The organism is Armatimonadota bacterium (genome assembly GCA_039679645.1).
Lineage (GTDB): Bacteria > Armatimonadota > UBA5829 > UBA5829 > UBA5829 > UBA5829.
On the sequence record JBDKUO010000020.1, the window covers coordinates 1 to 25,292 of the forward strand.

Consider the following 25,292-nt stretch of genomic DNA (forward strand, 5'->3'; position numbering starts at 1 on the left):
CAAACCATAAATTGCATTGGAATTCATTTCACTCGCTGATCCTTTCGCGTTTTCGCCCTTTCGTGTTTTCGCGATTAGAGCAACCTGCCTAAATTTTGGTTATTTCCGTAGATTTGACATACACACCCCAGCGCAGGTCAAATTCGCACATCGAAACTGTTTATCTCCACCAGTCATTGCCGAGCTGCCTGCGCATGGCTTCGTCGAACTCCTCCTGCTCCCACTGTCTTGCGGCTTCGATCTTCTGTTTACGTCTGACAAAAAAAGCTATGATTGCAAGAATAGCCATAACAACCGGGATCACGCCCATCGCTATGCGTGTCAACTTAAGAGCATAGTATCGTTTTGTAACATGGGCTTCCCAACTATCTGTAAACGTGTTGGCTGTTTGACCTGTGGCCTTCAGCATGGCCTTATCAAACGAGCCGGTAAGCGTAAGTTCTCTGAGCATAGTCTTAGGAGACGACTTACCGTGTTTTTTGACCATAAAGCGTATTGCGGATGCCGATTCGGCATATGCAAGGTCCGACTTATCCTTTGGAAAGCGGTCCACAAAGTAAGAAAGAGGGATTAGAGCGCCGTCTGCCGCTGCGTTCGCTACGAGGGTGTTGTCGGCGTCAGGAAATTCCTCGGACTCATATTGCGCGAGACCCTCATTTGCCCATAGTGGAAACCGCGAAACGTTTCTGCAAAGAATTCTGAATATTACCATGTGTGTGATCTCATGGTTTATTGTATCCGTTGGGGATGCGAATACACCACTGGCGTCGACTGAGATCACTTCCCGGCTGCTTGCTGTTCCCACTGTAAACTTGCTGTCTTTCAACCCGCCTGCCTCTATAAATGAGTTGTGGGTGGGGTATATGTTGAGAACAAACGGCCTGTTCTTTTCAGGCTCATAGCCTAAATCATGGCTGATACGAATTAACGCTATGCGCGCTGTTTCGGACATAAGCTGCGGCAGATAAGGATCGGCGGGGTCATAATGAACGGTAAAGAACTCCGTCTTCATCGTTTTTGACAGCGAGGTTTCTGCGCCGCGACTGTAGGCGTACGCCTGAGCCGGAGCCAACAGCGCCAATAATGCGAGGCAGGATGTTATAATACGGTTCACAGTAATAACCGGCAGCAAAAGTCTATTTGTCACTTACCCAATAATCGTCGGAAGGTTTTAGCCCCTCGTAAACAGCGGATTGCCTTGGAGCTGCCATCCAGCCTGCGGCAGTATCACACCTCGATATCCGCAACAGAATCTACCACATTCATCGGCCTGTAAGGAAACTTGGTGATCATATCGCTGGTAGTGACGCCTGTAAGGACCATGATTGTGTCCATACCGCTTTCCATACCTGCCACAATGTCGGTGTCCATTCTATCGCCGACCATCACCGTCTCCTCGGAGTGTGCTCCCAAAAATCGAAGTGCGCTTCTCATCATCAACGGATTGGGCTTGCCGATAAAGTACGGCGCGATGCCGGTAGCTTTCTGCATAAGAGCGGCCATTGCGCCACATGCGGGCTCGATGCCCTTCTCACTCGGCCCGGACGGATCCGGGTTTGTGGCTATGAACCTTGCTCCGGCTGCCACAAGTCTCACTGCTTTGGATATGCGCTCGAAATTATAGTTTGTAGTCTCGCCGAGTACCACATAATCGGGGTCGCGTTCGGTCTGCAGATAGCCCACATCGTGCAGGGCTGAAGTCAGTCCTGCCTCACCTATAACATATGCCGATCCGTCGGGCATTTGAGTGTGCAAAAACTGCGCAGTTGCCATAGCTGCAGTAAACAGTCGATCGTGGGGGACATTGAGACCCACGAGCGAGAGCCTGTGCTGCAAATCACGCGGTGTATACATAGGGTTGTTTGTAAGCACAGCAAAACGGATATCATTACCAAGCAGCCGCTCAATAAACTGCTGAGCGCCGGGGATTGCAGAGCTTCCCCGCACCAGCACGCCGTCCATGTCCAGTAAATAGCTTTTTTTAACCATATTTAGTATTATTAAGCGCAAGTATAGAAAAGACCTTCGGTGCGCTCAAAAAGAAGCTTATCGTTTTAGGTGCAACCCTGTATTTGTTGAGTGAATCTGCCAAATAAATTATCAGTCCGATATTAATATTATTTTCAGGAACCCATGCTAATGTCGGCAGAGGTATTATAATCGCAAGAACCTCAGCTTTGTCTGCAATATAAATCAGGAGGATACAATGAGTGTAAAGGCAATTACAGGAAAATTTGCCTCCAGGTTATCGTTAGCGCTTGTGATTGTTATGGTCTTGTCGATCATAACTCCAATATACGCGACCGAGGGTGCAAAATCAACCCAATCGGTGGCAATTTCAAGCTTTACCGATACTGCCGGAAACCTCTATATCAATGCCGGAAGAGGAGAGGGCATTCATGTCGGCTCTAAAGGCAGCATAGTACAAAACGGAATGAAAGTTGCCGACTACGAAGTCGTGCAGGTCAATTGGGGCATATCCAGAATTGCGATTTCCAACCGTGCCGAAGGAACGACAATACGCGCAGGCGACGAAGCTCCGATTACAAGCATCCCTCAAGTCAAAAAGAAATCCTCCAAATTCAAAAAATGGATATGGTGGGCGCTGGGCATCGGTCTGGCAACATATCTGCTTACCAGAAATCACGGCGGCGGCAGCTCGGACAGCGGCACCGGGATCACTCTCAAAGCCGAAAAGACTACCAGTTACAGCGACACAAATGGCGACAGCAGCGTTGTTACTATAACCGCCGCCATTAGAGACGCGAACGGAGACCTGGTCACTGATGGCACAAGGGTCGATTTCTCATCTACAGTCGGCACGCTCAATCATACGACGACTGTGACATCGGGTGGAATCGCAACCGCAACGCTGACCGGCAAGACAACGGACAACAATGCTGTAGTTAAAGTCACATGTAATGGCTCGACAGCAAGCACAACAGTTTCCTTTGGGGTCAGTATCAAGCTGGAGGTAAGCCCCGCTACAATTCAAATAACAAATGGCGGCGGCACCGCAACTTCATCTACGATCAAGGCAACCTGCTCCGACGCACAGGGCAACGCGGCGACCAGCGGCACCGTGAAATTCACTGCAAGCGTAGGAACGCTCAGCAATGACAGCGTCTCAATATCCAGCGGTGTGGCGACCACAACTCTTACCAGCACTAAGGCCGGCAGTTCCACTATAACGGCGACATGGTCGGGCACTTCAGCGACCGATACAGTCAAAGTTACGGCGGGGCCGCCTTATTCCATCAGCCTCAGCAGCGGTAGCAGCAGCCTTTCATGCGACGGTAACTCTAATGCTGCAATAACCGCGACCGTTAAGGATTCCGGTGGAAACCTTGTTACCGACGGCACTGTTGTGAACTTCAGTGTGGCGACGGACAGCAGCGGAGGAGTAAACGGCAGCATTACCTCGCAATCGGAGACTTCAAATGGAATCGCCACAGCATCGCTGGTCACAAAAGACTCAAGCGGCAACAAGAGCACACCGGGCACTGCAACCGTCACGGCTGCCGTCGCGTCCAGTCAGTCAGGCGACGTGCCTGCGCCAGCTTCCGGCTCCGGTGTCAGTGCTACAACCACTGTAAAGTTCGTGTCGAGCGAAGTCGGAAGTGTAAGTGTGAGCGCAGATAAAACAAATATCAGAGGTCTGGATATTGTCGGCAACACAACTACCCTGACGGCAATTGTCGCCAATACGCAAGGGGACGCAGTTCCCGATGGCACGGCAGTCACGTTTACGGCGACCCATGGCATGATCTCCAATACCACTACGACAACAAATGGCAAAGCTACCGCAACACTGACCTCGAACGCAAGCGGTGGAGACGGCAACGTGACAGTGACCGCAACAGCGGGCAGCATTACAAGCAGTTCCGTGACGGTGATTTTCTCCGGGGCCCCCGCCACAGCCAACTGCAGCGTCGAAATATCGCCCGATACGCTGGCAAGCTCCGGTGGACAAGCGGTGATTACGGTCACAGCCAAGGATATAAACGGCCACGCAATGGTTGATGGCACGGAAGTCACATCTGCAACCAGCAAGGGCACATTGTTGTCCTCAACTGCTCAGACAAGTGACGGCATGGCCACATTCACGCTCTCGACAAGCACTGACTCCGTCACCCCGACTGAAGCGGGAGCAGGCACAGTGACCGTTACGATACCTGCCGGCGGAGCAGGCTCTAGTGTGACACTTACGGCCAGTTTCGAAGTCCTAAAATAGCAACCAAGAATATCGAGGCCCGCAACCGGGCCTCGATATTCTATTAAAGAGAGGCGCAAGTGTCATCCTTCAGGGTCGCTATATTCTTGCTGATAGGGCTGGCTTTGTTGACTCCACTGCAAGCCGGTGCGGCTGTTTTCGTCTCAGTTGAAGCAAATCCGTCAATAATCCCGGCTGACGGCAAGAGCCATTCGCAAGTCCTTGTTACAATCCTCGATTCCAATGGCGCGCCGGTCTCTGACGGCACCGAGGTGCGTCTGACGACCTCAGCGGGCGATATAACCGCAGCAGTCTATACATCCGGCGGTCGCGCCGTCGGTATTTTGACCTCCGCACAGTGTCCTCAGATCGCAGTCATAAACGCGATAGCAAACGGCGGATCGGCCTCGGCTCAAGTTGAGTTCTCGTCTTCAGCCGGTTACGAGGAGGCAACCGCAAGCGCCAGAGCAATCCGTATGGAAGGCGGATCGCTTGCATATTGTGTGGACAAAGACACAGTGCTTGCAAGCAGCGGAGTGACTATTGAGTATATGGGTCTAACTATAAAGGCCAACGCTGCTCAGGTGTCTCAGAAGTCGGGTCGAATCCTCGCTCAAGGTGACGTGACTGTCAGTAAAGGCGATACAAGCGTAAGAGCCGATGCTCTTATATGCAATACTCAAAATGACACTATTCGCCTGCTCGGCACAGACGATAAAAGCGGAGACAAAACGTATGATATTGCGCTTGAACCGGTAGGTTCAAAAGAGACCGACGGTGATCCCGGATTTGTGCCGCTGTCGGATGTGGACGGTAAAACATGGATAGTATCCTCAAGACTCGTCTTGATCCCGCGCGATAAGATATTGTTTTTCAAAGCCTCCATATATGTGGGCCGGGCGGAGATCCTCAAGGTGCCTTATTATTCCTACAGCTATGAGAAGCGAGAGTCCATCCTTCAACAGGTTCGTTATACTTCCGATGATGGGATGCTCGTGGACCTGCCTCTGTATTATCAGATGTCCGATTCGGCGACCGGCGCGCTCAAGCTTCGCTATGCGGCGGACGGCAGCGATACAGGCGGTTACACCAGGCCCAGAAAGGGTCTGAGTCTGGGTCTGGACCAGGATTATTCTATGGGTGAGAGCGGGCAGGGCAGAGTTTTCATCGACTCGGTCGGCAACTCATCTCAAGCGCTGGAGGTCTCACATCACTTGGAGTTCGGTTCGCTGCTGACCGGCGGCAGGGCAGACATATCGACTCGCTATCAACCGTCTTCTACCTATGCCAAAAATATATATTACACGACGCTCAATGTGGCTGGCAGCATGAGCAGATACAATTATTCACTCACCGGATACTTCGGGGGCAGCAGTGTCCGGGAATATGTTGATAATTGCCTTGAATATGTGGGGCAGTCAAACTGCACCGTAAAGGCAGTGTTCAGTCCTGCGGCCTTCAAGAGTAGTGGCAGACCATCACCCAGTTACGCCCTGGGCTACGGCACTCTCTGGACTGAATCCGACGAGGCTACATCTTCCTGTCTTTATCAATCGTTTGGGCTCAGATACAATCGCGCTGAGTCGGGGGATGGCAGATTCAGAACGGGCTTTGAGGCGATAACGGCTTTGACAATGACGGCCGATGCGGATATGGGCGCAAGCCTGAGAGCGGGCCCGACCCTGCGGCGCATATGGAATGGCGGCAATGCGTCCATCGGTTATACTCTAAATGCCATGAGCGGCACCACTGAGAGTATTTCAACCCAAGGTGTGCATCAGCTTATATGCAGCCTGTTTTTGAGCGGGGGCAAGTGGAATTCCAACTCATCAGCGGGCTATGGGTTGGACTCAAGACGCTTGAGCCTTATTTCAAACCTCAACTTGCGTCCGTCAAAGAATTGGCGGGCAAGGTGCAGTTATAACCTCTATAGCTATGCTTACAGTCTCAATGATATCGGCTATCGCTATATAAATTCGTATCTGAAGGTTGGTCTGTACCACCCGTTGGGGCCGTATGAGATCGGCATCGCCTGGTCTCCGGACGGCCAAAACTACGGTATCGACAAAGACAAGCGGTTCTGGCTTGAGTTAGGCGGCAAATCTTGAGCACAGGCACAAAAAAAGAGTGAACCGCCCAACGGCAGCCACTCTTTTGTAGTTGCATATTTTGTTCCGCGATTACTTTTTAGCTTCTTCCATCGCATCCATAATTTCGCGAAGGCTGTTTGTTTTCTCAAGCTCAAAGTGGGCGTCGATGCACTCATAAATGTCTATCCGACCCATCTTCTCAAACCTGGGCTTTTCCTCCGGCTTGAGCTCGCTCGGGATATCGTTCAGGATTCCATCTTCCCAGTCTTCCTGCTTAACAAACTGCTCACCGAGCTTCTTGCAGCGTGAACAGCGAAACTTAACATAGACAAAGCTGGGACCTATTAGGCGAAGATAATAGCCTGTTTGCATTACATCCTTAGCAAGTACACGCTGCCCGCAGTTGCATTTGATCGCGGTTTTCATTGTCTGAGCACACCTCCATGTTCTGTCCATATTCCGAAGTCAGCTTCATAAAGAACAGGAGAACTATCACTGGAATGGATAATTACATTTTTATTATATCACGCTAATCCGCCATTGCCAACTGAGCGGAAACAGGTTTTATATATTTCTGGGGTCGAGTCTGGTAAGAGGCGCAAATTTCGGACATTGACGCTGACACGCCATCAGTGGTATATTTTGATCAATATAAGAATAAGGAAGAGCTATGGACAAGCAGATACTGAAGATTCTTGAGCGTGATGCCCGTACCTCCCCGGCGCAAATGGCCGTGATGCTGGGCAAGACCGAGGAGGAGATCGAAAAATCCATCAAGCAGATGGAGGAAGCCGGCATCATCAGGCATTATAAGGCAGTCGTCGACTGGGAAAAGACGGGTAAAGAGCAGGTCTTTGCGTTTATAGACGTGCGGGTGAGCCCGTCGCGCGGGGTCGGTTTCGACGATGTCGCCAGACGGGTCTACAAGTATCCTGAAGTCCATTCGGTATATCTGGTCTCGGGCGACTACGATCTGAGAGTTGTCGTCGAAGGCAAGACCATGCGCGATGTCGCGTTCTTTGTCGCGGAGAAGCTCTCCACGCTTGAGGGAGTCCTTTCCACTAAGTCCAGCTTCCTTCTTAAGAAGTACAAGATGGACGGAGACATATTCGAAGAACCCGCCGCAGCAGAAGACAGACTGGCCGTCGCTCCATAAGTCGCTCATCAGTTGTCGGCGCTCGATCGTCAGCAGGCAACTGATGATCGAGCACACAAGAAACTGAGAGAGGCAAGAATGAAACCAATATCCAAAGTGGTTAGCCAGACACCTGCGTCCGGAATACGCAGGTTCTTTGATATAGTATCCCAGATGCAGGACGTCATTTCGCTGGGCGTAGGTGAGCCCGATTTCGACACCCCGTGGCGAATAACCGAGGCCTGCATCTACTCGCTCGAACGAGGCAAGACTCACTACACCTCCAACTACGGCGCCATCGAACTGCGACGGGCTATCGCCGACTATCTGCGCAAGCACGAATACCTTACATATAATCCAGACAATCAAATTCTGATTACTGTAGGCGTCAGCGAGGGTATGGACCTTGCCATGCGCGCTATCTTAAACCCCGGCGACGAAGTGATAATACCCGAACCCTGCTTTGTGGCGTATAAGCCGTGCGTCAGCTTTGCGGGCGGCGTGCCCGTTCCGGTCTGCTCTTACATGGAGGACGGATTTGCAGTAAAACCCGAGCAGATTGAGGCCGCAGTCACTCCCAAAACAAAAGCTATCTGGATCAGCTACCCGACCAACCCCACAGGCGGAGTGGCATCGCGTGATACTCTGGAGCAGATCGTTAAAATAGCAGTCAAGCATGATCTATATATAATCTCCGACGAGATATATGACCGCCTCACCTACGATGGACGTCATACGTGCGTGCCGACCATTCCCGGAGCCTATGAGCGCACGATCCTGCTCAACGGTTTTTCCAAAGCATACGCAATGACAGGATGGCGGATCGGTTACGCATGCGGCGCGCCGGATATAATCGAAGCGATGATGAAGATCCATCAATACGGTATGATGTGCGCGCCGGTAATGGCCCAGGTCGCCGCTCTGGAAGCTATCAAGAACGGCTATGAAGACAGCGAGAGCATGATCGAGCAGTACAGTCAGCGCAGACGGGTGATAGTCAAGGGTCTCAACGATGCAGGTCTTGGCTGTCTGATGCCCAGAGGAGCATTTTACGTGTTTCCATCCATTAAGGAAACCGGCTTGAGTTCTGAAGAGTTCGCTGAACGGCTCCTGTTTGAAGAAAAAGTGGCCGTTGTGCCGGGAAATGCTTTTGGTGAATGCGGAGAAGGCCATATCCGGTGCTCGTACGCGACTTCTATAGAAAAGATCGAGATAGCAATCGAACGTATTGCGCGTTTCGTGTGTAAATTGAAATAATGTCTGTCATAATTAAGGAAGTCTTGGATGGGGGCTTTGCCCCCAATCCCCACCAGAGACTCTGTCTCTGGACTCTGCCAGGAAACCCGGTTTCCTGGACCTTCTGTCTCGAAATTGGCTATTCCCCGGCTTTTTTGCCGGGGAATAACCAATTTCGTAATGGGGTCTGGGGACGCGTCCCCAGCGGGGTTAAGGGGCAGAGGCCCCTTATGGGAGCTTGAGGGTGAAACCCTCAATACAAGTCTCCATAAATATGATACATATATCTCAAGGAAGGTCGCTTATGAAATCAGGAAAGTATTTCGCTCTTGCGCTTGTCTGTATGTTGACGACTATTATGTTTGCCTCGCCGGCGATGGCCCAAGAGCCGATCAAGGACCAGGTCAAGTGCTATACCACGTTTGACGATGCCTACCTCTATGTAGCCGTCTCAGTCGACTGCCCTGATATTCGGGCGACTCATGCGACCCCCAATGCGGACGTCACGGGTGACGACAGCGTTACGGTCTTCATCGATACGCAGGAAGAGCGTTCGGAAAAGATCGGTCCGACGTGCTTTTCCATGACCGTCTCTCCTGCGGGCGGCGCTCAGTTTAAGGCGGGCAGCGATTCGGGATCGCTGGAGCCTAAGACGATATGGACGTTCAAATACGGCAACAACGTGCAGGGCACTCTCAATAATGGCGACGACATAGACCAGGGTTACAGCATGGAGATGGCTATTCCCTGGGCTGTTATGAATGTCAACAAGCTCTCGCCGGGCGATATGATGGGCTTCAACTTTATCGTCCGCAGGCATGGAGATAAGCCTAACGATTTTGTAAGCCTCTCGCAAAATGTAAAGACCGAGGCCGACGTTCTTGACCCGGCCAAGTGGTCGAAGATAGTGTTTGCCAACTATTCGTTCGGCGTAGCTACCACAAGCTGGGACAAGGTATTATCTGCGCGATATATGACCCGCGCGCCGCTTATCAATGGCATAATTGCCGACAAAGAATGGCACAAGAACACGTCATATGCGATAGATATACCTACGCCGGAAGGCTTTGTCTATGAAGCCAAGTTCCCTGTGCAGCCTCTTGTTTTTGCCCGGTATGACTATAACTATCAGGCGGATAAACGCAAAGCTGCGCCCGTGTCGGGCATAACAAATCAAGACGGCACACCCGCGCTAATCGACTTCCCCATAAAAAACGCCGGGCCATGGTTTAGCTACGATAGGGTGCAGTGGCATAAAGAGCAACTTTCGGATATGGTTGCGGCAGGCATAGATATTGTCGCGCCCGTATACAGCGGCGATGCGGCAAGCCGCGCCGGGTATGCCGACAAGGGAATGGACTGTATGGTAAGCGCGCTTGAGGAGTTTCGGGCGGAGGGCAAGCCCTACCCGAGAGCGGCTATGCTCTTTGCAGCTACTTCAGCGGAGACACCTGAGTCGGCATACGGCACGATAAAGAGCTTTTTTGACCGCGTGCCTTGTGACTTTCGCGCGCTGGCCCAGACAGGAAAGCCAAACGCGGGAAAGATCGGTCCGATCGTATTTTTAGGGCCTGCTTTAAGTCAGAATATAAAAGATCATTGCAGTGAGCAGTTTGAGAAAGATTGCGGATGCCCGCTGGTGTTTGATTCGATCCTTGCAGGCACGATGAGCAGTATTGTCACACCCGGATGTGATCTGTGCGGACCAAATGCTGATAATCAGATATCTTCAAGGCCCAATGGCGAAGCCTATGACAAGCAGTGGGCATCCGCAATCGATAAGAAATCGAGCTGGGTGCTTTGTGATTCCTGGGATAATTTCTCCATCGGCGCCGATATCTGCTCTTCGCGCCAGTACGACGGCAAATACACCGATGCCACTGCTGCCAATGCAAAACGTTTCCATGGCAATAAAGACTTCGACGCGCAGTATCTGCGGGTGAGCGTGCCGCCTGTGATCGGCTCGAAGCAGATAGCTCAGGCTGAGCTTGAGATCAAAAACATCGGCAATTCACCCTGGCGGATGTCCGATGGCTATGCCATGGCATATCGCTGGTATAAGAGCGGCAGATATTACGGCGAGAGCAAGGTGCGCGTGCCTCTCGGACGTGACGTTTTGCCGGGTGAGACAATTACAGTCGATGCTGGTATCGCCACAGTCAACTCTCAGGGGGCGGCGATCCCGGACGGCAATTGGGAGCTTCGGTTCGAGCTTATCAGGACATCCGACGGCAAATGGTTCTCAAATCTCGGTGATCAACCGCTGGTTGTTCCTGTGACGGTCGGCCAGGTACCTGATTGGGGAGCGACGTGGCTTACCTGCAATAGTCCGGTGATGCTTGCCTCAAACCAGAACTACCCGATGACTGTTCGCGTCCGCAATGACGGCTCACAGGCCTGGCTCAAAGGTGCGACTAAGCTCGGCTGCAAACTCTATAAAGTAAGTAATGACGGTTCCAGCCAGGAAGTCCCGATCAAGGATGTTCGTTGTGTGCTCGCTAGAGACTGCAAGCCGGGTGAGGTCGGCGAATTTGCATTTGACCTTAACCTTGCCGGTGCGAATAAAAAGCCCCTCGCGGCGAGCAAGCAGTCCGAGCCTTGGAGCTATCAGCTTAGGTTTGACATATATAACGGCAAAAACTGGCTGTCGGAGAGCGGCGTTCGCACTCTGAACCGTGTAGTGAATATATATGATCAAGACTACGGTCCCAGGATAGTAGACTGCGATCTGCCGGAAACTATCGATGCCGGGAAGACGCTTGAAGCCAAGGTTGTGGTGCGCAACAGCGGCGCGCAGACCTGGGACCGCAAGCGCACCAAGATAGGTTATCACTGGTATTATCTGGACGGCACTGAAATGCTCTGGGATGGTATCACCACTCCCATCAAGCAGAATATTCAGCCCGGCTGGCCGATTGTGATATCCGCTCAAGTCAAAGCCCCGGAATATGACGGCCAGTATGTGCTGGTCTGGGATGTAATGATAGATGAGCAGTGGCTTTCGACCGGACCGCTAAGCAGGGGCGGCGATATCTTGCCTGTGACTGTGGAAGTAAAAGGCGGCAGGCTTGCATTTGAAGACTTGAGCAAGCTCTGCAATGTCCAACTTTCAAGCCCCGACACGGACAGAACATCCGGTGATTTCGACGGCAAAGGTTCCAGCTTCCCGTCCGAGTTGATCCCGCCAGACTCCGGCATGACTAAAGAGGTCAAGCGCGTCTACCCGACGGGTTACAACTGGGTCCGCGATGATCAACCCGAGGGCAGGATCAGCTTTTTGTATCCCGACAAGACTCCCGGCACTCCCGGCGCTGTTGCTTGCGATGGACAGAGCTTGACATTTGCTCAAGGCTCATACAAGTCACTGCATATACTGGCTGCATCCACTAACGGCGACGCATCGGGCGATGTCTCGCTTGACTACACGAAATATCCGAGGAGTATGCCACTGCAAGTCAGCGACTGGAGCAAGGGACCGTCACACGGGGAGAAGATCGGGTTTGCCGCCCGGCATCGACACAGCCACGGCGGCGATGAGGTCGGCACGCCGTGTTATCTTTATGATTATGTGATCCCTGTAAATGCATCACGTATTTTGACGGGAATTACTTTGCCAAAGAATCCTGATATCAAGGTTGTTGCCGTAACCCTTGAACGCGCGGAGGCTCAGGCAGCGCCGGTCGCAAAAACTGATAATACCAAGAGATGAGCAGGTGAAGCATAAGCCATTTGTTTTCGGCAACAAAGATAGAATTTTGCTGATTTAGGGCTGGATAATCTCGGCAAAGGAGCCTCTGGAGCAGCGGTTCAGAATATGAACATTATGCTGGGCATTGACGAATCGGCAGGTCTTGTTAGTACATGGCGGTAATAGCGACGAAAACTAAAATGACATCTTCTATCGATCTGACTAAGCCCGGCGGCTTTGTCGTCGGGTGTAACTATTGGGCGTCTCACGCCGGCACTCACATGTGGAGAGACTGGCAGCCTGATGTGGTCGAGTGGGACCTTGCTCGCCTTGCTGAAGCCGGACTGCAGGTACTGCGAGTATTTCCCCTGTGGCCGGACTTTCAGCCCATAACTCAGCTCTACGGCGGCGGAGGATACCGCAAGGAAATTCGGCATGGTGAGCTCCCTCTGACCGATGACCCTTGCGGGCAGGCAGGAATGTCTGCAGAGGCTATGGCGCATTTTGCCGACTTCCTCGATATGCTGGATAAGCACAACCAGTGCTGCATAGTCGGACTGATAACCGGATGGATGAGCGGACGCCTCTTTGTTCCGCCTGCCATTGAAGGCCTCAATGTGCTCACCGACCCTATTGCTATAAAATGGGAACTGAGGTTCATTCGGCATTTTGTGACCACATTTCGGGTTCACCCGGCAATTGCAGGCTGGGACCTGGGAAATGAATGCAACTGCATGGCAGCCGCGACTCAGGACCAGGCCTATGCGTGGACAGCAACAATCTCAAATGCCATAAAAGCTATCGACCAGACTCGGCCTGTAATATCAGGGATGCACGGCCTCTCACCAGAGGGCACTTGGACAATTCAGGACCAGGGTGAATTGACGGATATACTGACGACTCACTCTTACCCGGTTTTTACCCCTCACTGTGACCAGGACCCGGTAAATACTATACGCACTATCTCTCACTCCACTGCAGAATCTCGATTTTACAGCGATATCGGCTGCAAGCCGTGTCTGTGTCAGGAGATAGGAACTCTCGGGCCGATGATTGCAAGCGAGAGTGTTGCTGCCGATTTTGCTCGAAGCTGCCTCTTTTCGCTGTGGGCCAATGACTGCCATGGCATGCTCTGGTGGTGCGCGAACGACCAGACCAACCTGGCGCATGCTCCTTACGATTGGAAGGCGGTCGAGCGTGAGCTGGGTCTGCTGTGCACAGACGGATCGCCCAAGCCTGTGATCGAAGAGATGGGTAAATTCCGGCGGTTTATTGCCAGCCTGCCGTTTTCGGCTCTGCCTAAGCGCACTTCTGAAGCAGTTTGTATCCTTACTCGTGGTCAGGACCAGTGGGGCGCTGCCTACAGCAGTTTTATACTGGCGAAACAGGCAGGCTTTGATATCGAGTTCCTATACTCCTCTCAGCCTATAAAGGATGCTCAGCTTTATTTGCTGCCGTCGCTCTCGGGCGGAGAGATGATTTCTCGCACCCGGTTGAATGAACTCTTGGCAAAAGTAGAGTCTGGCGCTGCTTTATATATCTCGCTGGACGATGGTATGCCGAGCGACTTGCAATCAATTACTGGCTTGGAGCCGCAGACACGTGAGAGAAGACGTGACTTTGGCACAATAAAGATAGACGGCATAGATGGCTGCTTCGAAATCCCCTGCGCAGGGTCATTTAAGACCAGGTTCAACCCGACTCGCGCACAGGTATTGGCTACGGAAACAGACGGCAACCCTGCGTTTACCGTAGCAAACTACGGCAAGGGAAAAGTCTATTTCATTTCAGTCCCGCTGGAGAAAATATTGACCCAGACACCGGGTGCATTTCATTTAGAGGATTCGCCCGATTGCTGGAGGGTCTATCAATATATTTCACGAGAAGCAGTCAATAATCGTGTGGTGCGCAAAATTCACCCAATGATTGCTCTTACAGAGCACCCGGTCAGCAATGATCATCGCTTGATCGTGGCAATAAACCAGTCTCCTAACGACATCAGCGATATATTTACGCTATCATCCGGCTGGAGACTTGCGAATGTTTTCTATGGCAAGGCGGATGCAGAGAGTTCTGAGGTTAAGGTAGAGCTGTCAAAGAATGATGCGGCTGTCTTTTCAGCAGAGCATTGAGATAATACTATCTCTCGAAACTTTGGCCGCCTCACGCGGCCTTACTTCAATAGTAATCGCAATATCGGGACGATGCAGGAGATCGGCATATTGGCTGAAGTCTATTCCGCCTTCGCCGACAATCTGGTGTGATCTGAAATCTTTGATAATGTCGTGGATGTGGATTTCGCGTATGCGGTCGCAGTGCTTCAGCATAAAGCTCTCAACCATTTCATCTTTTTGAAGGCTGCGGTCATACGTCTTGGCTATATCCCAGGTTAAAAACAACCTGTCTGTGTTTGCAAGCAGCTTATCGACTGTTTCCATGGTAATATCGGTGAAGTTGAAATTCTCAAGGCACAGCAGAACATCCTTCGCCCGGTCGGCTAGATGCATGACATTTTCATAGAGCATACGGCTGAAGTAGTCGCGATGGGCAGCGACAAAGTCGTCATTTTTTGCATCAAACTTTTTGAGAGACGGATACGCGCCGGGGTGAATTGTTGTGTGCCGGGCCTGCAGATGTTGGGCTGAAGTGATAATAGATGAGAAGTGCTCAAGGATTCCAGAGCGGATTGCAGGATAGTCTGTATACAGGCTGATATTGTCTCCGGGCGCATGGAATGCCGGCTTCACATTCTTCGAGACGGCATAACCTCGTATTTCATCTAAACGGGCATCAGGCAGCCCGTCAATATAGAACCGGGGCACATTCAGGTCAAAAGAAACGAAGTCGAAGCCGTTCTTTGCTGCATAGTCGAGCGCATCGAAGAAATCATCATCATAGACTGCTTGATATCCAAACAACTCAGCCTCCTAGAACAGTCCGTAAATCTCTCCATCGGCATTCAAGCCTATCTTCTCAGCAGCCGGGACTTTGGGCAGCCCGGGCATGGTCATGATATTGCCTGCGTAGATGACAATAAACCCCGCGCCTGCGCTCACTTTTGCATCCCGGACTGTTATTCTATAGCCTGTGGGGCGGTTGATCTTCTTGGGATCGTCCGAGAGAGAGCTTTGAGTCTTGGCAATGCAGATAGGGAGCTTACCGAAACCAAGAGACTCGATCTGCCTGATGTGAGTGTTTGCTGTGGGCAGGTAGTCTGCTCCATCCGCGCCGTAAAAGAGCCCGGCTATCTGATCCACTTTATCTTTTATAGGCTGATCGGTCGAATATGTCGGGTGGAAACTGCTCTTGCCTTCGCATGCTTTGAGGACTAACTGGGCTAGCTCAAGGCCGCCTTCACCTCCCTTTGCCCAGACATCAGATAGCGCCCACTTAACATTCATCTTGCCGCAGCAAGCCGACAGAGTCCCGATCTCCTCATCTGAGTCGGTCGGGAACTTATTGATCGCCACTATAGGCTCCAGACCCGCACTGCGCACATTTTCGATATGCTTCTTAAGATTTTCAATACCGCGCTCGACGGCAGTCGGATTGCTTTGGGCAAGGTCAGAAAGCGCAACGCCTCCGTGCATCTTCAGCGCGCGGATAGTGGCAACTATAACGGCGGTCATGGGTTTAAGACCGGCAGCGCGGCATTTGATATTGAAAAACTTCTCAGCACCCAGGTCAGAACCGAACCCTGCCTCCGTCACCACATAATCAGCCAGTTTCAAAGCCATTTTGGTCGCGATCAGCGAGTTGCAGCCGTGAGCTATGTTGCCGAACGGACCGCCGTGCACGAACGCGGGCGTATGCTCCAAGCTCTGGACCAGGTTCGGCAGGAGCGCGTCTTTGAGCACCACAGCCATCGCGCCGCTTGCATTGAGGTCTTTTGCGGTGACCGGAGCGCCGGATTTGTTAAATCCAACAACTATATTTGCCAGCCTGTTCTCCAGGTCTTTACGATCCGTAGCGAGACACAGCAGAGCCATAATTTCAGATGCGGTGGTGATGTCAAAACCGGACTGCCTGGGGGTGCCGTTTGTCTTGCCGCCGAGGCCGATAACGATCTCACGCAGCGCACGGTCGTTCATATCCATCACTCGTTTCCATGTGATCGAGTGGATATCTATATCCAGCGCGTTGCCCTGGTGGATGTGATTGTCGAGCATTGCAGCCAGGAGGTTGTGCGCAGTGGTGACGGCGTGGAAGTCGCCGGTAAAGTGCAGGTTGATGTCTTCCATTGGTATCACCTGCGCATAACCGCCGCCTGCAGCCCCGCCTTTTATACCAAAGCATGGCCCCAGCGAGGGTTCGCGGATTGCTATGCAGGTGGACTTACCCAGCCTCTTCAGCGCGTCTCCCAAGCCGACTGTCGTGGTAGTCTTTCCCTCGCCAGCAGGGGTGGGCGTAATAGCTGTGACCAGAATGAGCTTGCCGTCGGGCTTGTCTGAGAGAGCGTCGATTACATCCAGTGAAATTTTCGCCTTATCCTTGCCGTAAAACAGCAGATCGTCTTCAGTCAGACCCAGGTTGGCGGCTATATTTCTTATATGATCAGGCTTAGCCTGTTGTGCTATTTCTACGTCGGATAGCATAGATATTCATTCTCCCGCAGATTGCAAATCCGCTCAAACCAAATGATATGCATCAAACACTGAATGAGCCGTAGGGATGAAGCATTTGCCCATCAAGTTTGATAAGCCTCTAAATCATCATCGCAAATGCTTCATCCGCTAATTACGCCCCTTGGGTTGCTTCGGTTGCGAAGCGGCCGGAGCCGCCGCCGAAGGTGGCGAGACCTCCAAACTCAGTTTCGGCGCAGATTTCAAATCTGACCGAACTAGAGTGATCTCCATCAAATGTCACCGGCTAATACTTCTTCTCTATCTCGCCGAGTTCGCCCTTCTTTAGGTCCCTGCAAAGCGATATGGGAAGTATCTTGCCTGCGAACATATTCATCCACGCGCTGGTGTGTTCCAGCCTGCGGTCGACAGGCACGTGATATTTTCTGAGCTTACCTGTCATCCCAAGTTTCTTGGATCGCTGGTATATCAGCCACCACACACAAGCCCGCTCCGGGTAAACTTCACAATGTCCGTCAGCGCGGGTTCCCCCGCACGGGCCGTTCCTGATCTGCTTTGGGCAGCGCATCGGGCAGGTGAGACCGTCATAACCGAGCACGCACTGGCCGCAGTCCTGGCAGCCGAACACAGGCTTCTTAATACAGTTCTCGGCAAAATGCGCGCATTTATGGAGAGGCGAGTGCCTGAGAACGAAATTGCCGATTCTCTCGCTGAGTTTACTCATCTTTTATTACCTAAGAGACTTAATCACGGAAACACGAAAGGAAAAAACACGAAATCAGAAAAATGTCTATTCGGTGTATCGGGAATTTATTCCAGATACTTACTCTATCTTTGCATTGCCCTCGGCATCGCCTAACACCGGTCTTGGAAGCAGACCCGCCTCCTCGACTATCCTCGGTGTGATCGACTCCCACATCACGGGCATAATGTGCACACCTGCAATGCCGGGTATCTCCTTTAGCCGCTTGATTGTCTCGACGCATATAGCGACGCCCTCTTCCTTTGGGTCATCTGCCGATTTCATGCGCGAGAAATATTCGTCCGCTATGCTCATTCCCGGCACATTGTTCCGCATATGCTCCAGAGCCTTCACAGACTTAACCGGCATCGCACCCGCAAGAATAAATACATCCCGGTCATAACCCTCATCGCGCACTGCCTGCATCCACCGTTCGAACTTTTGAAAATTGAAGACAGGCTGGGTCTGTATGAAACGCGCACCTGCCCGTATTTTTTTGCCCAGGCGAATAATCCGCATCTCCAGAGGCTCGGCGAACGGGTTCGCGGCCCCGCCGATGAATATCTTCGGAGGGACTTTTATCTCATCACACGAAATGAACCTGCCATCATTCATTCCTGCGCATGTTTTAATGAGCTGGACGGAATCGAGGTCGAACACGCCTTTGGCATCCGGGTGATTACCGAAGCTCATATAGTCACCCGTCAGGCAGAGGATATTCTTTACTCCTGCTGCGCATGCGCCCAGTATATCCGACTGCTGCGCCAGGCGGTTGCGGTCGCGGCAGGTCATCTGCATGATCGGTTCAATACCGCCCTCCAGTGCAAACACACTCGACATTACCGAGCTCATGCGCACAATAGCAGCCTGGTTGTCTGTGAGGTTCACTGCATCGACAAAGCCCTTGAAATAGCCGCACTTTTTGAGAATTACGGATTTGTCTGCTCCCAGCGGCGGACTCATCTCACCACATACAGCGAAGTGGCCTTCGCTTAGAACACATTCCAGATTGCTGCCGGATATCATACATTACGCCTGCTTAATCGCGAAATCGCGAAAGAGCGAAAGCACGAAAATTTAGTGTTTTCTAATTTTCATGCTTTCGTGATGAGAAAAACTTATAGCCCCTCGAAGGCTCCCTCGCGTGATTTCGATATATAGTTCATGCAATAATCGTCGCGACCAAGTAGCGATTCGGTCGCGGCGATAAGAGCCATAAGATACCTGTCATTGGGGTCAACAATACCTGCATCCAAGCCCTTGCCCATGCAAAGCACTGTCATTGCCTGATTCAGGAGCTTGCGGGCGGGCATGCCGTGCGAGATGTTGCTTAGCCCCGCGATTATATGCACCCCCGGATACTCAGCCCGGAGCTTATCAATAATATCGAACATGGTCACTGCGACATCGCTGCCCGTGCCTATCGGGAAAGTGAGCGGATCAACGTATATATCATCCAGCGGCACACCTGCGCCGGTCAAATCGACAATAAGCTTTCTTGCGACATCCAGACGTTTGGCAGGGTCCTGCTGGATACCGGTGTCGTCCATAGCCAGGGCAATTACCTTTGCCTTATACTCCAAAACAAACGGCAAAATGTTTTTGTATCGCCCAGACTCCGCAGTTATCGAGTTGATCATAGGCTGGCCTTTGCCCGCATCATACACATTAAGCGCGCGTTCCAGAGCGGCTGCGTTTGGCGTATCAAACGAGATCGGAGCATCTACCGCTTCCATCACAGTCTTAGTGAGCCACTCAAGAGCTTCAGGCTCACCCGAGGTCAGGGTTCCCGCGTTGACATCTATGTATGTCGCGCCCGCTTCAAACTGCTTTTTTGCGAGGTCTGCAATGTAATCGGCGTCACGGTTTGTAACAGCCGTTTCTATAACCGGCTCGCCCTTTATCTTTCGAGATGTGTTGATTCGTTCGCCTACTATCAGCAATCTGTCACCTCCGTATTATTAGAAAACAGATGGCCGCTCTATGGCGGCCATCTTCATAAAGGAGAGGGTGTCATTGGGTTGCTACCCTCAAATTCTACAACACAATGGTTGGGTATATCAGGCACTTTCGTGCGGTGTTTTTTGCAATCTCGTGCGATTGCCTGGTAAGGTTGTATGGTTTGGTAATCTGGTGCTGCAACTGGAACCAAACATCTACCAAAACCATGCTACTGGAGCAGGCAGCAATTCGTCAACCAAAGGATTGGCGGGCAGGCACATTGGGTAAACGCAAGTTGCTTCTGCTTTATCAAAATGCTACGGGAGGTCTCAACAATAATGAAAGCTGCAAAGATAGTATTAGTGATAATCTGTATGCAGTGCGTTGTTGTTACGGTCGCCGATGCGCTGACGTATACAGTACAGGCATTTGACAATTTCCAGCCGTGCGATATCAATAACAAGGGCCAGGTGGCGGGGCGCGTATTTGAGTCCGGCGCATGGCGCGGAGCGGCGTTGTGGGAGGCAGGAACATTCACCTCTATTGAAGTGCTTTCGGGCTATGACAGCACAATCGTGACTGAGATCAATGACAACGGCCAGGTCGTTGGATACTGCCACAGCACTAGTGGCACCTACTCAGATACGGCATTTCTCTGGCAAAAAGATACCGGCATGATCAATCTGGGGATACTTCCCGGAGCGCAATCAAGTACGGCTACTGCGATCAATAACCAGGGGCAGATTGTGGGATATGTCAACAGTGGAAAAAATCGCCTGCCGTTTATCTGGGAAAGTGGGACCGGCATGACCGGCCTTCCTCTGCTTTTGGGATGCACTTATGGCACTGCTGCCGATATCAATGATAGCGGACATATTGTCGGCGCATGTTTTAATCCGCTAGAAGATTTATGGGGAGATGCATTATCTCACCCGTTTGTCTGGGACGATGCGGATGGAACGCGCGCATATGGCCCGTCTGCATATATCCCGGTAAAAATCAATAATCTCGATCAGGTGGTCGGGGCCATACCGGGGGTTTACTGGTGCGAGCCCATAATTTTGCATCCAGACGGCACTCAGGTGGCCATGCATGTCAGCCCGATAGATATGAACAACCTCGGCGAGATCATAGGCGAAGGTGATGGTGATATCTGGGTATATGGTTGCGGCTTATTCAGAAGTTGTGATGGAACTGTTGACTACATTAATTTTGCGGATTCAGGTGAAATTGTGGCGATAAACGACCACAATCAGGTTGTGTCAACAAACGCTCTTATCACAATCACGCCGGAGCCATCCAGCGCTATTGCAGTAATTGGCGGCGTCGCGGGTCTTGGTGCGGCTGCGTTTCGCAGAAAGAAAGTGGGGAGTCTATCTAAATGACGACCTGTGAAACCTTCGGTAATCGCCCGGAGTCCTGCCGACATATTTCTGGAAGACCTTGGTGAAGTAGCTCTGGTCGCTGAACCCGCACTCCAGGCAAATCTGAATGAGGCTCTTCTCTGTGCGGATCAGCAGTTCGCGGGCCTTGTCCACGCGTATCCTTGCCAGAAGATCGGTAAATGAGTGCCCGAAGCTGCTCTTTACGACTCTGCTGAAGTGCGACGGCGAAAGGCATGCGACCTCCGCCACGTCATCTCGCGAGATTTCCTCATTTAGGTGCTCTTGCATATACTTCATTGCCTCGCCGAGGAGTACAGTGCTCGGATACTGCTTGTTGGACTTGATCGCGTCCATCATCCTCTCGAGCATATCTACAAGCCATGCGCAGAGTTCTTCTTCAGAGTCGATCCGCGCAAGGTCAGCGACGGATGAGTAATTCGCGCCCAAAAGCTCAGTAGGGTCTCCGCCCGCTTCGACCGCGCTTCGAGACATATTTACCACCAGTTCGAGGATCAAGCTTTTAAGGAGCGTGGGTCTCTCTCGCCCAAAGAAGTAAATCCCGACCAGAATGCGGTTTATGATCTCTCTGGCGGCGGGTCTGTCACCCCGTTTGATCGCAGCTATAAGCGCGGGTTCTTCTACCAGATAAATATCTCGGATCGACTGGTAATTTTGCCCTTTGAGTTCATGGATAGCCTCGGCTCGTTCGGATTCACGCTCGGCAGCCGTTCGTTTAAGTTCGAGCAGAGCAGCGTTGGTGAGGTTGGCTTCTTCGGCCATGGCCAGCAGATCTGAAGCGGCGCGCCGGGTGTCGGCAGGCGATAGCGCTCCAGAGTCTTTAGACGGCGCTCCCACAACCACCTTCTCAGCTACGATCCCGCCTATCACGACCGAGTTTTGCATGACCGGCACAGCCCAGATCACGTATCCCTCGGGGCACTGCAGCATGGACGGTTCACCCCAGCGCAGCGCTTCCTGGATGGCTCTTTGCCTGAACGAGGAGCACTTGTCGGGGCAGGCGACACTTCCGGCAACGACATGTCCCTGCGCATCGGCAAGCACGCAGCAAAGCCCCCACATCCGTCCATACTCATCTGCGAGCTGCTCGAATGCGGGTTTCACGTTTTCCATATTCGCTGTGTCCGGATAAAGTGCTTTCATAGTATAGTGTGATTCTAGCCTAGAATCGCTCATCGCGCAAGTATTGACCTTATGCGTTAAAAGTGTCATACTAGGCCCATCACCGATCCGATTCGGTTATCAGGAGGTTTTCCTTGGAAAACAGCGGCAAGACCCAGTTTAAGCTATCGCGCCTTGTGCGCACGGCGGCCTCGGAGATATATGTGATTTGGGAGGGCGAGACGCGGGTCGGGCAGGTCCACCTGCACTACGCCCACGACACTATCCATGCCGCGCTGCTCCTGGAAGTCGACCTGACCGTGCCTGAAGAAGAGGACCTCCTTGAAGCTATAGATGAAGATATTGTTTCCTCATATCTGCCCAGCTTTGAGCGAGAGGACCTGTTGGTGACCGTCTTCAGAGCGGAAGAGATCAGCTCATTCAGCTATGCCCCTATGGACATGGGCGACTTCGGCCCTGAGGACGAAGAAGACTGATCTCGGTTTAATGATCGGATAGTTTGATCGTGTATACCGATATGCTTCGGGAACGGCGCTGACCGATTGCCTGTAAATCGTTCGTGAGCGTGAGTTCCCGAAGTTTCTTGCTTATATAGCATAGTGCAAGCTGCGGGAATTAACGATTGATTTGCATTTCAAGGTTCTGTGGTCTGTGTCATTCCCGCAGCATAAAAATCCCTCCGGGTATCTTACCTGGAGGGATTAGGTGTCGGGATTTGAGGAGCGAATACAGCCTTTCAATTGACAAGATAAGTGTTCAGCCGCTCCGGAAATCCCGATACTAACCGGCAACTGCACCAGCAAGGATAGAAAGAATGATGGAAACGCCCTCCTGGTACTACGATGAGTTCAAACAAATAGGCACAGATTACGCCCTTATCGACGAAGTCCGCCGATATGACGAGCGCATGCACAGCCTCCGTGATATCCCCAAAGAAACTTCGGATACCATCGGCAGGCTCGGAATCAGCCCTGAGAGCACTCTTGTCGAGTTCGGGTGCGGCACAGGCGAGCTTTCCATTACTGCTGCCAGCCTTTGCCGCAAAGTGCATGCAGTCGATATTTCTCAGGTGATGATTGATTATGCCAAGTCCAAAGCAGAACCACGCGGAGTGGGCAATGTGGAATTTCATAGGGCGGGCTTTCTTACTTACGAGCACGCCGATGAGCCTGCGGATATCGTAGCGACCCAGCTTGCGCTCCATCATCTGCCGGACTTTTGGAAGGTAATAGCTCTAGGCAGAATTCATGATATATTGAAACCCGGCGGCAAGTTCTTCCTCAGGGACGTCGTGTTTTCATTCGATATGAAGGACTACAAGCAGGCGCTGGATAATTGGATGCAGACAGTAAAGGAATGCTGCGGCAGCGTCAATTGCCGTAACCATATTCGCGATGAATACTCCACAACGTCCTGGCTGATGGAAGAGATGCTTCGGCATACCGGCTTCGACATTATCAGCGCGGACTATACCGGCGGTATGTTCGCCGCATATATGTGCGAGAAGAAATAACAGACGCATAGAAATCCCTCCAGGTATCTTATGAGAGTCAGAATGAAAAATCACCGGATATGGGATGTCAGAGAATTCGGCGCGCAGGGAGACGGCATTGCTCTCGACACTGCGGCTGTCCAAACTGCGATAGATGATTGTTCGGTATGCGGCGGCGGAGTTGTTCACTTCCCCGCCGGAACGTATCTGATCGGCACACTGCGCCTCAGGAGCAATATCACTCTTGATCTGGCCGCATCGGCTGTTCTGATGGGGAGCGCTCGAAAGCAGGACTACCACGGCGGGAGCGGATTTGACTGCTACATGGGCAGCGGGTTTCTGCTCTTCGGAACAAACATCGAAAACTTCGCGATAACCGGCCAGGGAACTATCGACGGCAGCGGCCCCGCATTCTGGCTGGATGAACAGATAAACTATATTCGTAACCTCGGCCCGATTATGAAGCCCAAGCCGTACAGACCACGCGCACTGCTCTATATAATAGATGGCCGCAACATCAGGATAAACGATGTAACTTTCCACAACTCCCCAACATTTACGGTATGGCTGATGGGATGCGATGTCGTAAATATAGATCGTATTTCCATTATCAACGCACAGTATGGGCCCAATACCGACGGCCTTGATATCGACTGCTGCAGCGATGTACGTATATCCGACTGCTTTATTTCTGCCGGGGACGACGCAATTGCCTTGAAAAGCGATGCCGACTGCCTCGGTCGCAGAAAGGCATGCGAAAATATTACAGTGACCAATTGCACACTAAGCTCACGAGCTTGCGGAATCAGGATCGGTTATGAGGGAGATTCCCCCATCAAAAGATGCTGCTTTAGCAACATAGTTATGCGCGATACGGATATAGGCGTATCGATAGTATCCGTTCTGCCGGATATTCCCGCTGCGTGCCCCGGTGCAGTGAAAACGGAATATGTCAAGATCAAGCAGGGGTGCCAAATAGAAGACATCGCTTTCTCCAATATCATAATGGAGAACGTTAACAGGCCGTTTCATCTCTGGTCAGGAGTCGAAGTGCTCGGCGAATACCTGGGATATATCAGGAACATATCCTTCAGCGACATTATTGCCCACGCGAACAATGCCGCATATATCGGCGGCTTGTCTGACAGACCCATAGAGTCAGTGATATTCAGCAACTTCAGGCTGCTCGTCAAGGGCAATATGGAGGGGGTCGAACGCTCCACTGATCCATATCACACCGGTGTATGGGGCGGTGAACTGATACCTCTCGGTATTTACCTTCGCAACGCCCGAAATATCAAGTTAAGAGATGTCGAGATATGCTGGGAAGACGATGCCTGTGGAAACTGGATGAGTGCGCTTCGGGTTGACAGTTGTTCCGACCTGGATATCGACGGTTTCATCGGCAGGCAGTATGAGGCTGATTCCGATATACCTGCCGTAATGCTCAACGATGTCGATACGGCTTTCATACATGGCTGCCGTTCATTGCCCGGCACAGGCGCTTTTCTCGGTCTTTCCGGCAGCAAAACTTGCAATATAACCGTTATCGGCAATGATTTTCATAATGCCATGCAGCCAATCGCAATGAACGGCTTGCCTGATGACACAGTGTTTTTGACCGCAAACCGAGTATGATCCGATATG

19 protein-coding genes are annotated in these 25,292 nt (G+C 51.8%); 10 read left to right on the forward strand and 9 right to left on the reverse strand.

The window, feature by feature from the left end; translation table 11 throughout:
• Positions 1–160: 160 nt before the first annotated feature.
• Together ABFD83_04165 and ABFD83_04170 are read right to left on the reverse strand one after the other, a co-directional pair.
• On the reverse strand, positions 161–1,147 hold the full coding sequence (locus ABFD83_04165; protein ID MEN6356261.1) for a peptidase MA family metallohydrolase: 987 nt from the start codon (positions 1,145–1,147) through the stop codon (positions 161–163).
• 80 nt (positions 1,148–1,227) lie between these two features.
• The gene (locus tag ABFD83_04170; protein ID MEN6356262.1) at positions 1,228–1,989 is read right to left on the reverse strand and encodes an HAD-IIA family hydrolase; all 762 of its coding nucleotides are present in this window, start codon (positions 1,987–1,989) and stop codon (positions 1,228–1,230) included.
• A 217-nt stretch (positions 1,990–2,206) separates the two neighbouring features.
• On the opposite strand from ABFD83_04170, the gene ABFD83_04175 reads away from it, so the two are divergent.
• Together ABFD83_04175 and ABFD83_04180 are read left to right on the forward strand one after the other, a co-directional pair.
• On the forward strand, positions 2,207–4,234 hold the full coding sequence (locus ABFD83_04175; protein MEN6356263.1) for an invasin domain 3-containing protein: 2,028 nt from the start codon (positions 2,207–2,209) through the stop codon (positions 4,232–4,234).
• Between the two features lie 59 nt (positions 4,235–4,293).
• On the forward strand, positions 4,294–6,321 hold the full coding sequence (locus ABFD83_04180) for an invasin domain 3-containing protein (GenBank protein ID MEN6356264.1): 2,028 nt from the start codon (positions 4,294–4,296) through the stop codon (positions 6,319–6,321).
• A 72-nt stretch (positions 6,322–6,393) separates the two neighbouring features.
• Here ABFD83_04180 and ABFD83_04185 read toward each other — a convergent pair whose 3' ends face one another.
• The gene (locus tag ABFD83_04185; GenBank protein MEN6356265.1) at positions 6,394–6,729 is read right to left on the reverse strand and encodes a hypothetical protein; all 336 of its coding nucleotides are present in this window, start codon (positions 6,727–6,729) and stop codon (positions 6,394–6,396) included.
• Between the two features lie 244 nt (positions 6,730–6,973).
• Between ABFD83_04185 and ABFD83_04190 the strand changes: the two genes are divergently transcribed.
• From ABFD83_04190 to ABFD83_04205, 4 genes are all read left to right on the forward strand, one after another.
• The gene (locus ABFD83_04190) at positions 6,974–7,459 is read left to right on the forward strand and encodes an Lrp/AsnC family transcriptional regulator (protein MEN6356266.1); all 486 of its coding nucleotides are present in this window, start codon (positions 6,974–6,976) and stop codon (positions 7,457–7,459) included.
• 78 nt (positions 7,460–7,537) lie between these two features.
• A complete protein-coding gene (locus tag ABFD83_04195) occupies positions 7,538–8,695 on the forward strand; it encodes an aminotransferase class I/II-fold pyridoxal phosphate-dependent enzyme (protein ID MEN6356267.1) in 1,158 nt (385 codons plus the stop codon).
• A 283-nt stretch (positions 8,696–8,978) separates the two neighbouring features.
• Positions 8,979–12,383: a sugar-binding protein gene (locus ABFD83_04200; GenBank protein MEN6356268.1), complete on the forward strand. Its 3,405-nt coding sequence runs from the start codon at positions 8,979–8,981 to the stop codon at positions 12,381–12,383.
• Between the two features lie 179 nt (positions 12,384–12,562).
• On the forward strand, positions 12,563–14,494 hold the full coding sequence (locus ABFD83_04205; protein ID MEN6356269.1) for a beta-galactosidase trimerization domain-containing protein: 1,932 nt from the start codon (positions 12,563–12,565) through the stop codon (positions 14,492–14,494).
• Here ABFD83_04205 and ABFD83_04210 read toward each other — a convergent pair.
• From ABFD83_04210 to ABFD83_04230, 5 genes are all read right to left on the reverse strand, one after another.
• Positions 14,480–15,280, reverse strand: a complete 801-nt coding sequence (locus ABFD83_04210; GenBank protein MEN6356270.1) for a sugar phosphate isomerase/epimerase — start codon at positions 15,278–15,280, stop codon at positions 14,480–14,482. The two genes, ABFD83_04205 and ABFD83_04210, sit on opposite strands and share 15 nt — an antisense overlap.
• A 9-nt stretch (positions 15,281–15,289) precedes the next feature.
• Positions 15,290–16,957, reverse strand: coding sequence for a formate--tetrahydrofolate ligase (locus tag ABFD83_04215; GenBank protein MEN6356271.1), 1,668 nt, complete (start codon positions 16,955–16,957; stop codon positions 15,290–15,292).
• A gap of 274 nt (positions 16,958–17,231) precedes the next feature.
• A complete protein-coding gene (locus tag ABFD83_04220; protein ID MEN6356272.1) occupies positions 17,232–17,669 on the reverse strand; it encodes a methylenetetrahydrofolate reductase C-terminal domain-containing protein in 438 nt (145 codons plus the stop codon).
• 99 nt (positions 17,670–17,768) lie between these two features.
• Positions 17,769–18,713: a methylenetetrahydrofolate reductase gene (locus ABFD83_04225; GenBank protein MEN6356273.1), complete on the reverse strand. Its 945-nt coding sequence runs from the start codon at positions 18,711–18,713 to the stop codon at positions 17,769–17,771.
• Between the two features lie 92 nt (positions 18,714–18,805).
• Positions 18,806–19,630: a dihydropteroate synthase gene (locus ABFD83_04230; protein MEN6356274.1), complete on the reverse strand. Its 825-nt coding sequence runs from the start codon at positions 19,628–19,630 to the stop codon at positions 18,806–18,808.
• Positions 19,631–19,966: 336 nt separating this feature from the next.
• Between ABFD83_04230 and ABFD83_04235 the strand changes: the two genes are divergently transcribed.
• Complete coding sequence (locus ABFD83_04235; protein ID MEN6356275.1) at positions 19,967–21,013, forward strand: DUF3466 family protein; 1,047 nt, start codon at positions 19,967–19,969, stop codon at positions 21,011–21,013.
• On the opposite strand, the gene ABFD83_04240 is transcribed toward ABFD83_04235, so the two are convergent.
• Positions 21,002–22,144: a helix-turn-helix domain-containing protein gene (locus tag ABFD83_04240; GenBank protein MEN6356276.1), complete on the reverse strand. Its 1,143-nt coding sequence runs from the start codon at positions 22,142–22,144 to the stop codon at positions 21,002–21,004. The genes ABFD83_04235 and ABFD83_04240 overlap by 12 nt on opposite strands.
• A 143-nt stretch (positions 22,145–22,287) precedes the next feature.
• On the opposite strand from ABFD83_04240, the gene ABFD83_04245 reads away from it, so the two are divergent.
• The 3 genes from ABFD83_04245 to ABFD83_04255 all read left to right on the forward strand — a co-directional run bounded on the left by ABFD83_04245 (position 22,288) and on the right by ABFD83_04255 (position 25,283).
• A complete protein-coding gene (locus ABFD83_04245; GenBank protein ID MEN6356277.1) occupies positions 22,288–22,629 on the forward strand; it encodes a hypothetical protein in 342 nt (113 codons plus the stop codon).
• A 338-nt stretch (positions 22,630–22,967) separates the two neighbouring features.
• Complete coding sequence (locus tag ABFD83_04250) at positions 22,968–23,666, forward strand: class I SAM-dependent methyltransferase (protein ID MEN6356278.1); 699 nt, start codon at positions 22,968–22,970, stop codon at positions 23,664–23,666.
• A 42-nt stretch (positions 23,667–23,708) separates the two neighbouring features.
• Positions 23,709–25,283: a glycosyl hydrolase family 28 protein gene (locus tag ABFD83_04255; protein ID MEN6356279.1), complete on the forward strand. Its 1,575-nt coding sequence runs from the start codon at positions 23,709–23,711 to the stop codon at positions 25,281–25,283.
• Positions 25,284–25,292 lie beyond the last annotated feature (9 nt).

What these genes read in the sequence shown, in the direction of transcription:
- ABFD83_04250 (MEN6356278.1), top strand. Translation starts at nt 22,968, where the DNA reads ATGATGGAAACGCCCTCCTGGTACTACGATGAGTTCAAACAAATAGGC.
- ABFD83_04190 (MEN6356266.1), top strand. Translation starts at nt 6,974, where the DNA reads ATGGACAAGCAGATACTGAAGATTCTTGAGCGTGATGCCCGTACCTCC.
- ABFD83_04240 (MEN6356276.1), bottom strand. Translation starts at nt 22,144, where the DNA reads ATGGAAAACGTGAAACCCGCATTCGAGCAGCTCGCAGATGAGTATGGA.
- ABFD83_04205 (MEN6356269.1), top strand. Translation starts at nt 12,563, where the DNA reads ATGACATCTTCTATCGATCTGACTAAGCCCGGCGGCTTTGTCGTCGGG.
- ABFD83_04235 (MEN6356275.1), top strand. Translation starts at nt 19,967, where the DNA reads ATGAAAGCTGCAAAGATAGTATTAGTGATAATCTGTATGCAGTGCGTT.
- ABFD83_04175 (MEN6356263.1), top strand. Translation starts at nt 2,207, where the DNA reads ATGAGTGTAAAGGCAATTACAGGAAAATTTGCCTCCAGGTTATCGTTA.
- ABFD83_04170 (MEN6356262.1), bottom strand. Translation starts at nt 1,989, where the DNA reads ATGGTTAAAAAAAGCTATTTACTGGACATGGACGGCGTGCTGGTGCGG.
- ABFD83_04225 (MEN6356273.1), bottom strand. Translation starts at nt 18,713, where the DNA reads ATGATATCCGGCAGCAATCTGGAATGTGTTCTAAGCGAAGGCCACTTC.
- ABFD83_04215 (MEN6356271.1), bottom strand. Translation starts at nt 16,957, where the DNA reads ATGCTATCCGACGTAGAAATAGCACAACAGGCTAAGCCTGATCATATA.
- ABFD83_04200 (MEN6356268.1), top strand. Translation starts at nt 8,979, where the DNA reads ATGAAATCAGGAAAGTATTTCGCTCTTGCGCTTGTCTGTATGTTGACG.
- ABFD83_04255 (MEN6356279.1), top strand. Translation starts at nt 23,709, where the DNA reads ATGAAAAATCACCGGATATGGGATGTCAGAGAATTCGGCGCGCAGGGA.
- ABFD83_04195 (MEN6356267.1), top strand. Translation starts at nt 7,538, where the DNA reads ATGAAACCAATATCCAAAGTGGTTAGCCAGACACCTGCGTCCGGAATA.
- ABFD83_04220 (MEN6356272.1), bottom strand. Translation starts at nt 17,669, where the DNA reads ATGAGTAAACTCAGCGAGAGAATCGGCAATTTCGTTCTCAGGCACTCG.
- ABFD83_04185 (MEN6356265.1), bottom strand. Translation starts at nt 6,729, where the DNA reads ATGAAAACCGCGATCAAATGCAACTGCGGGCAGCGTGTACTTGCTAAG.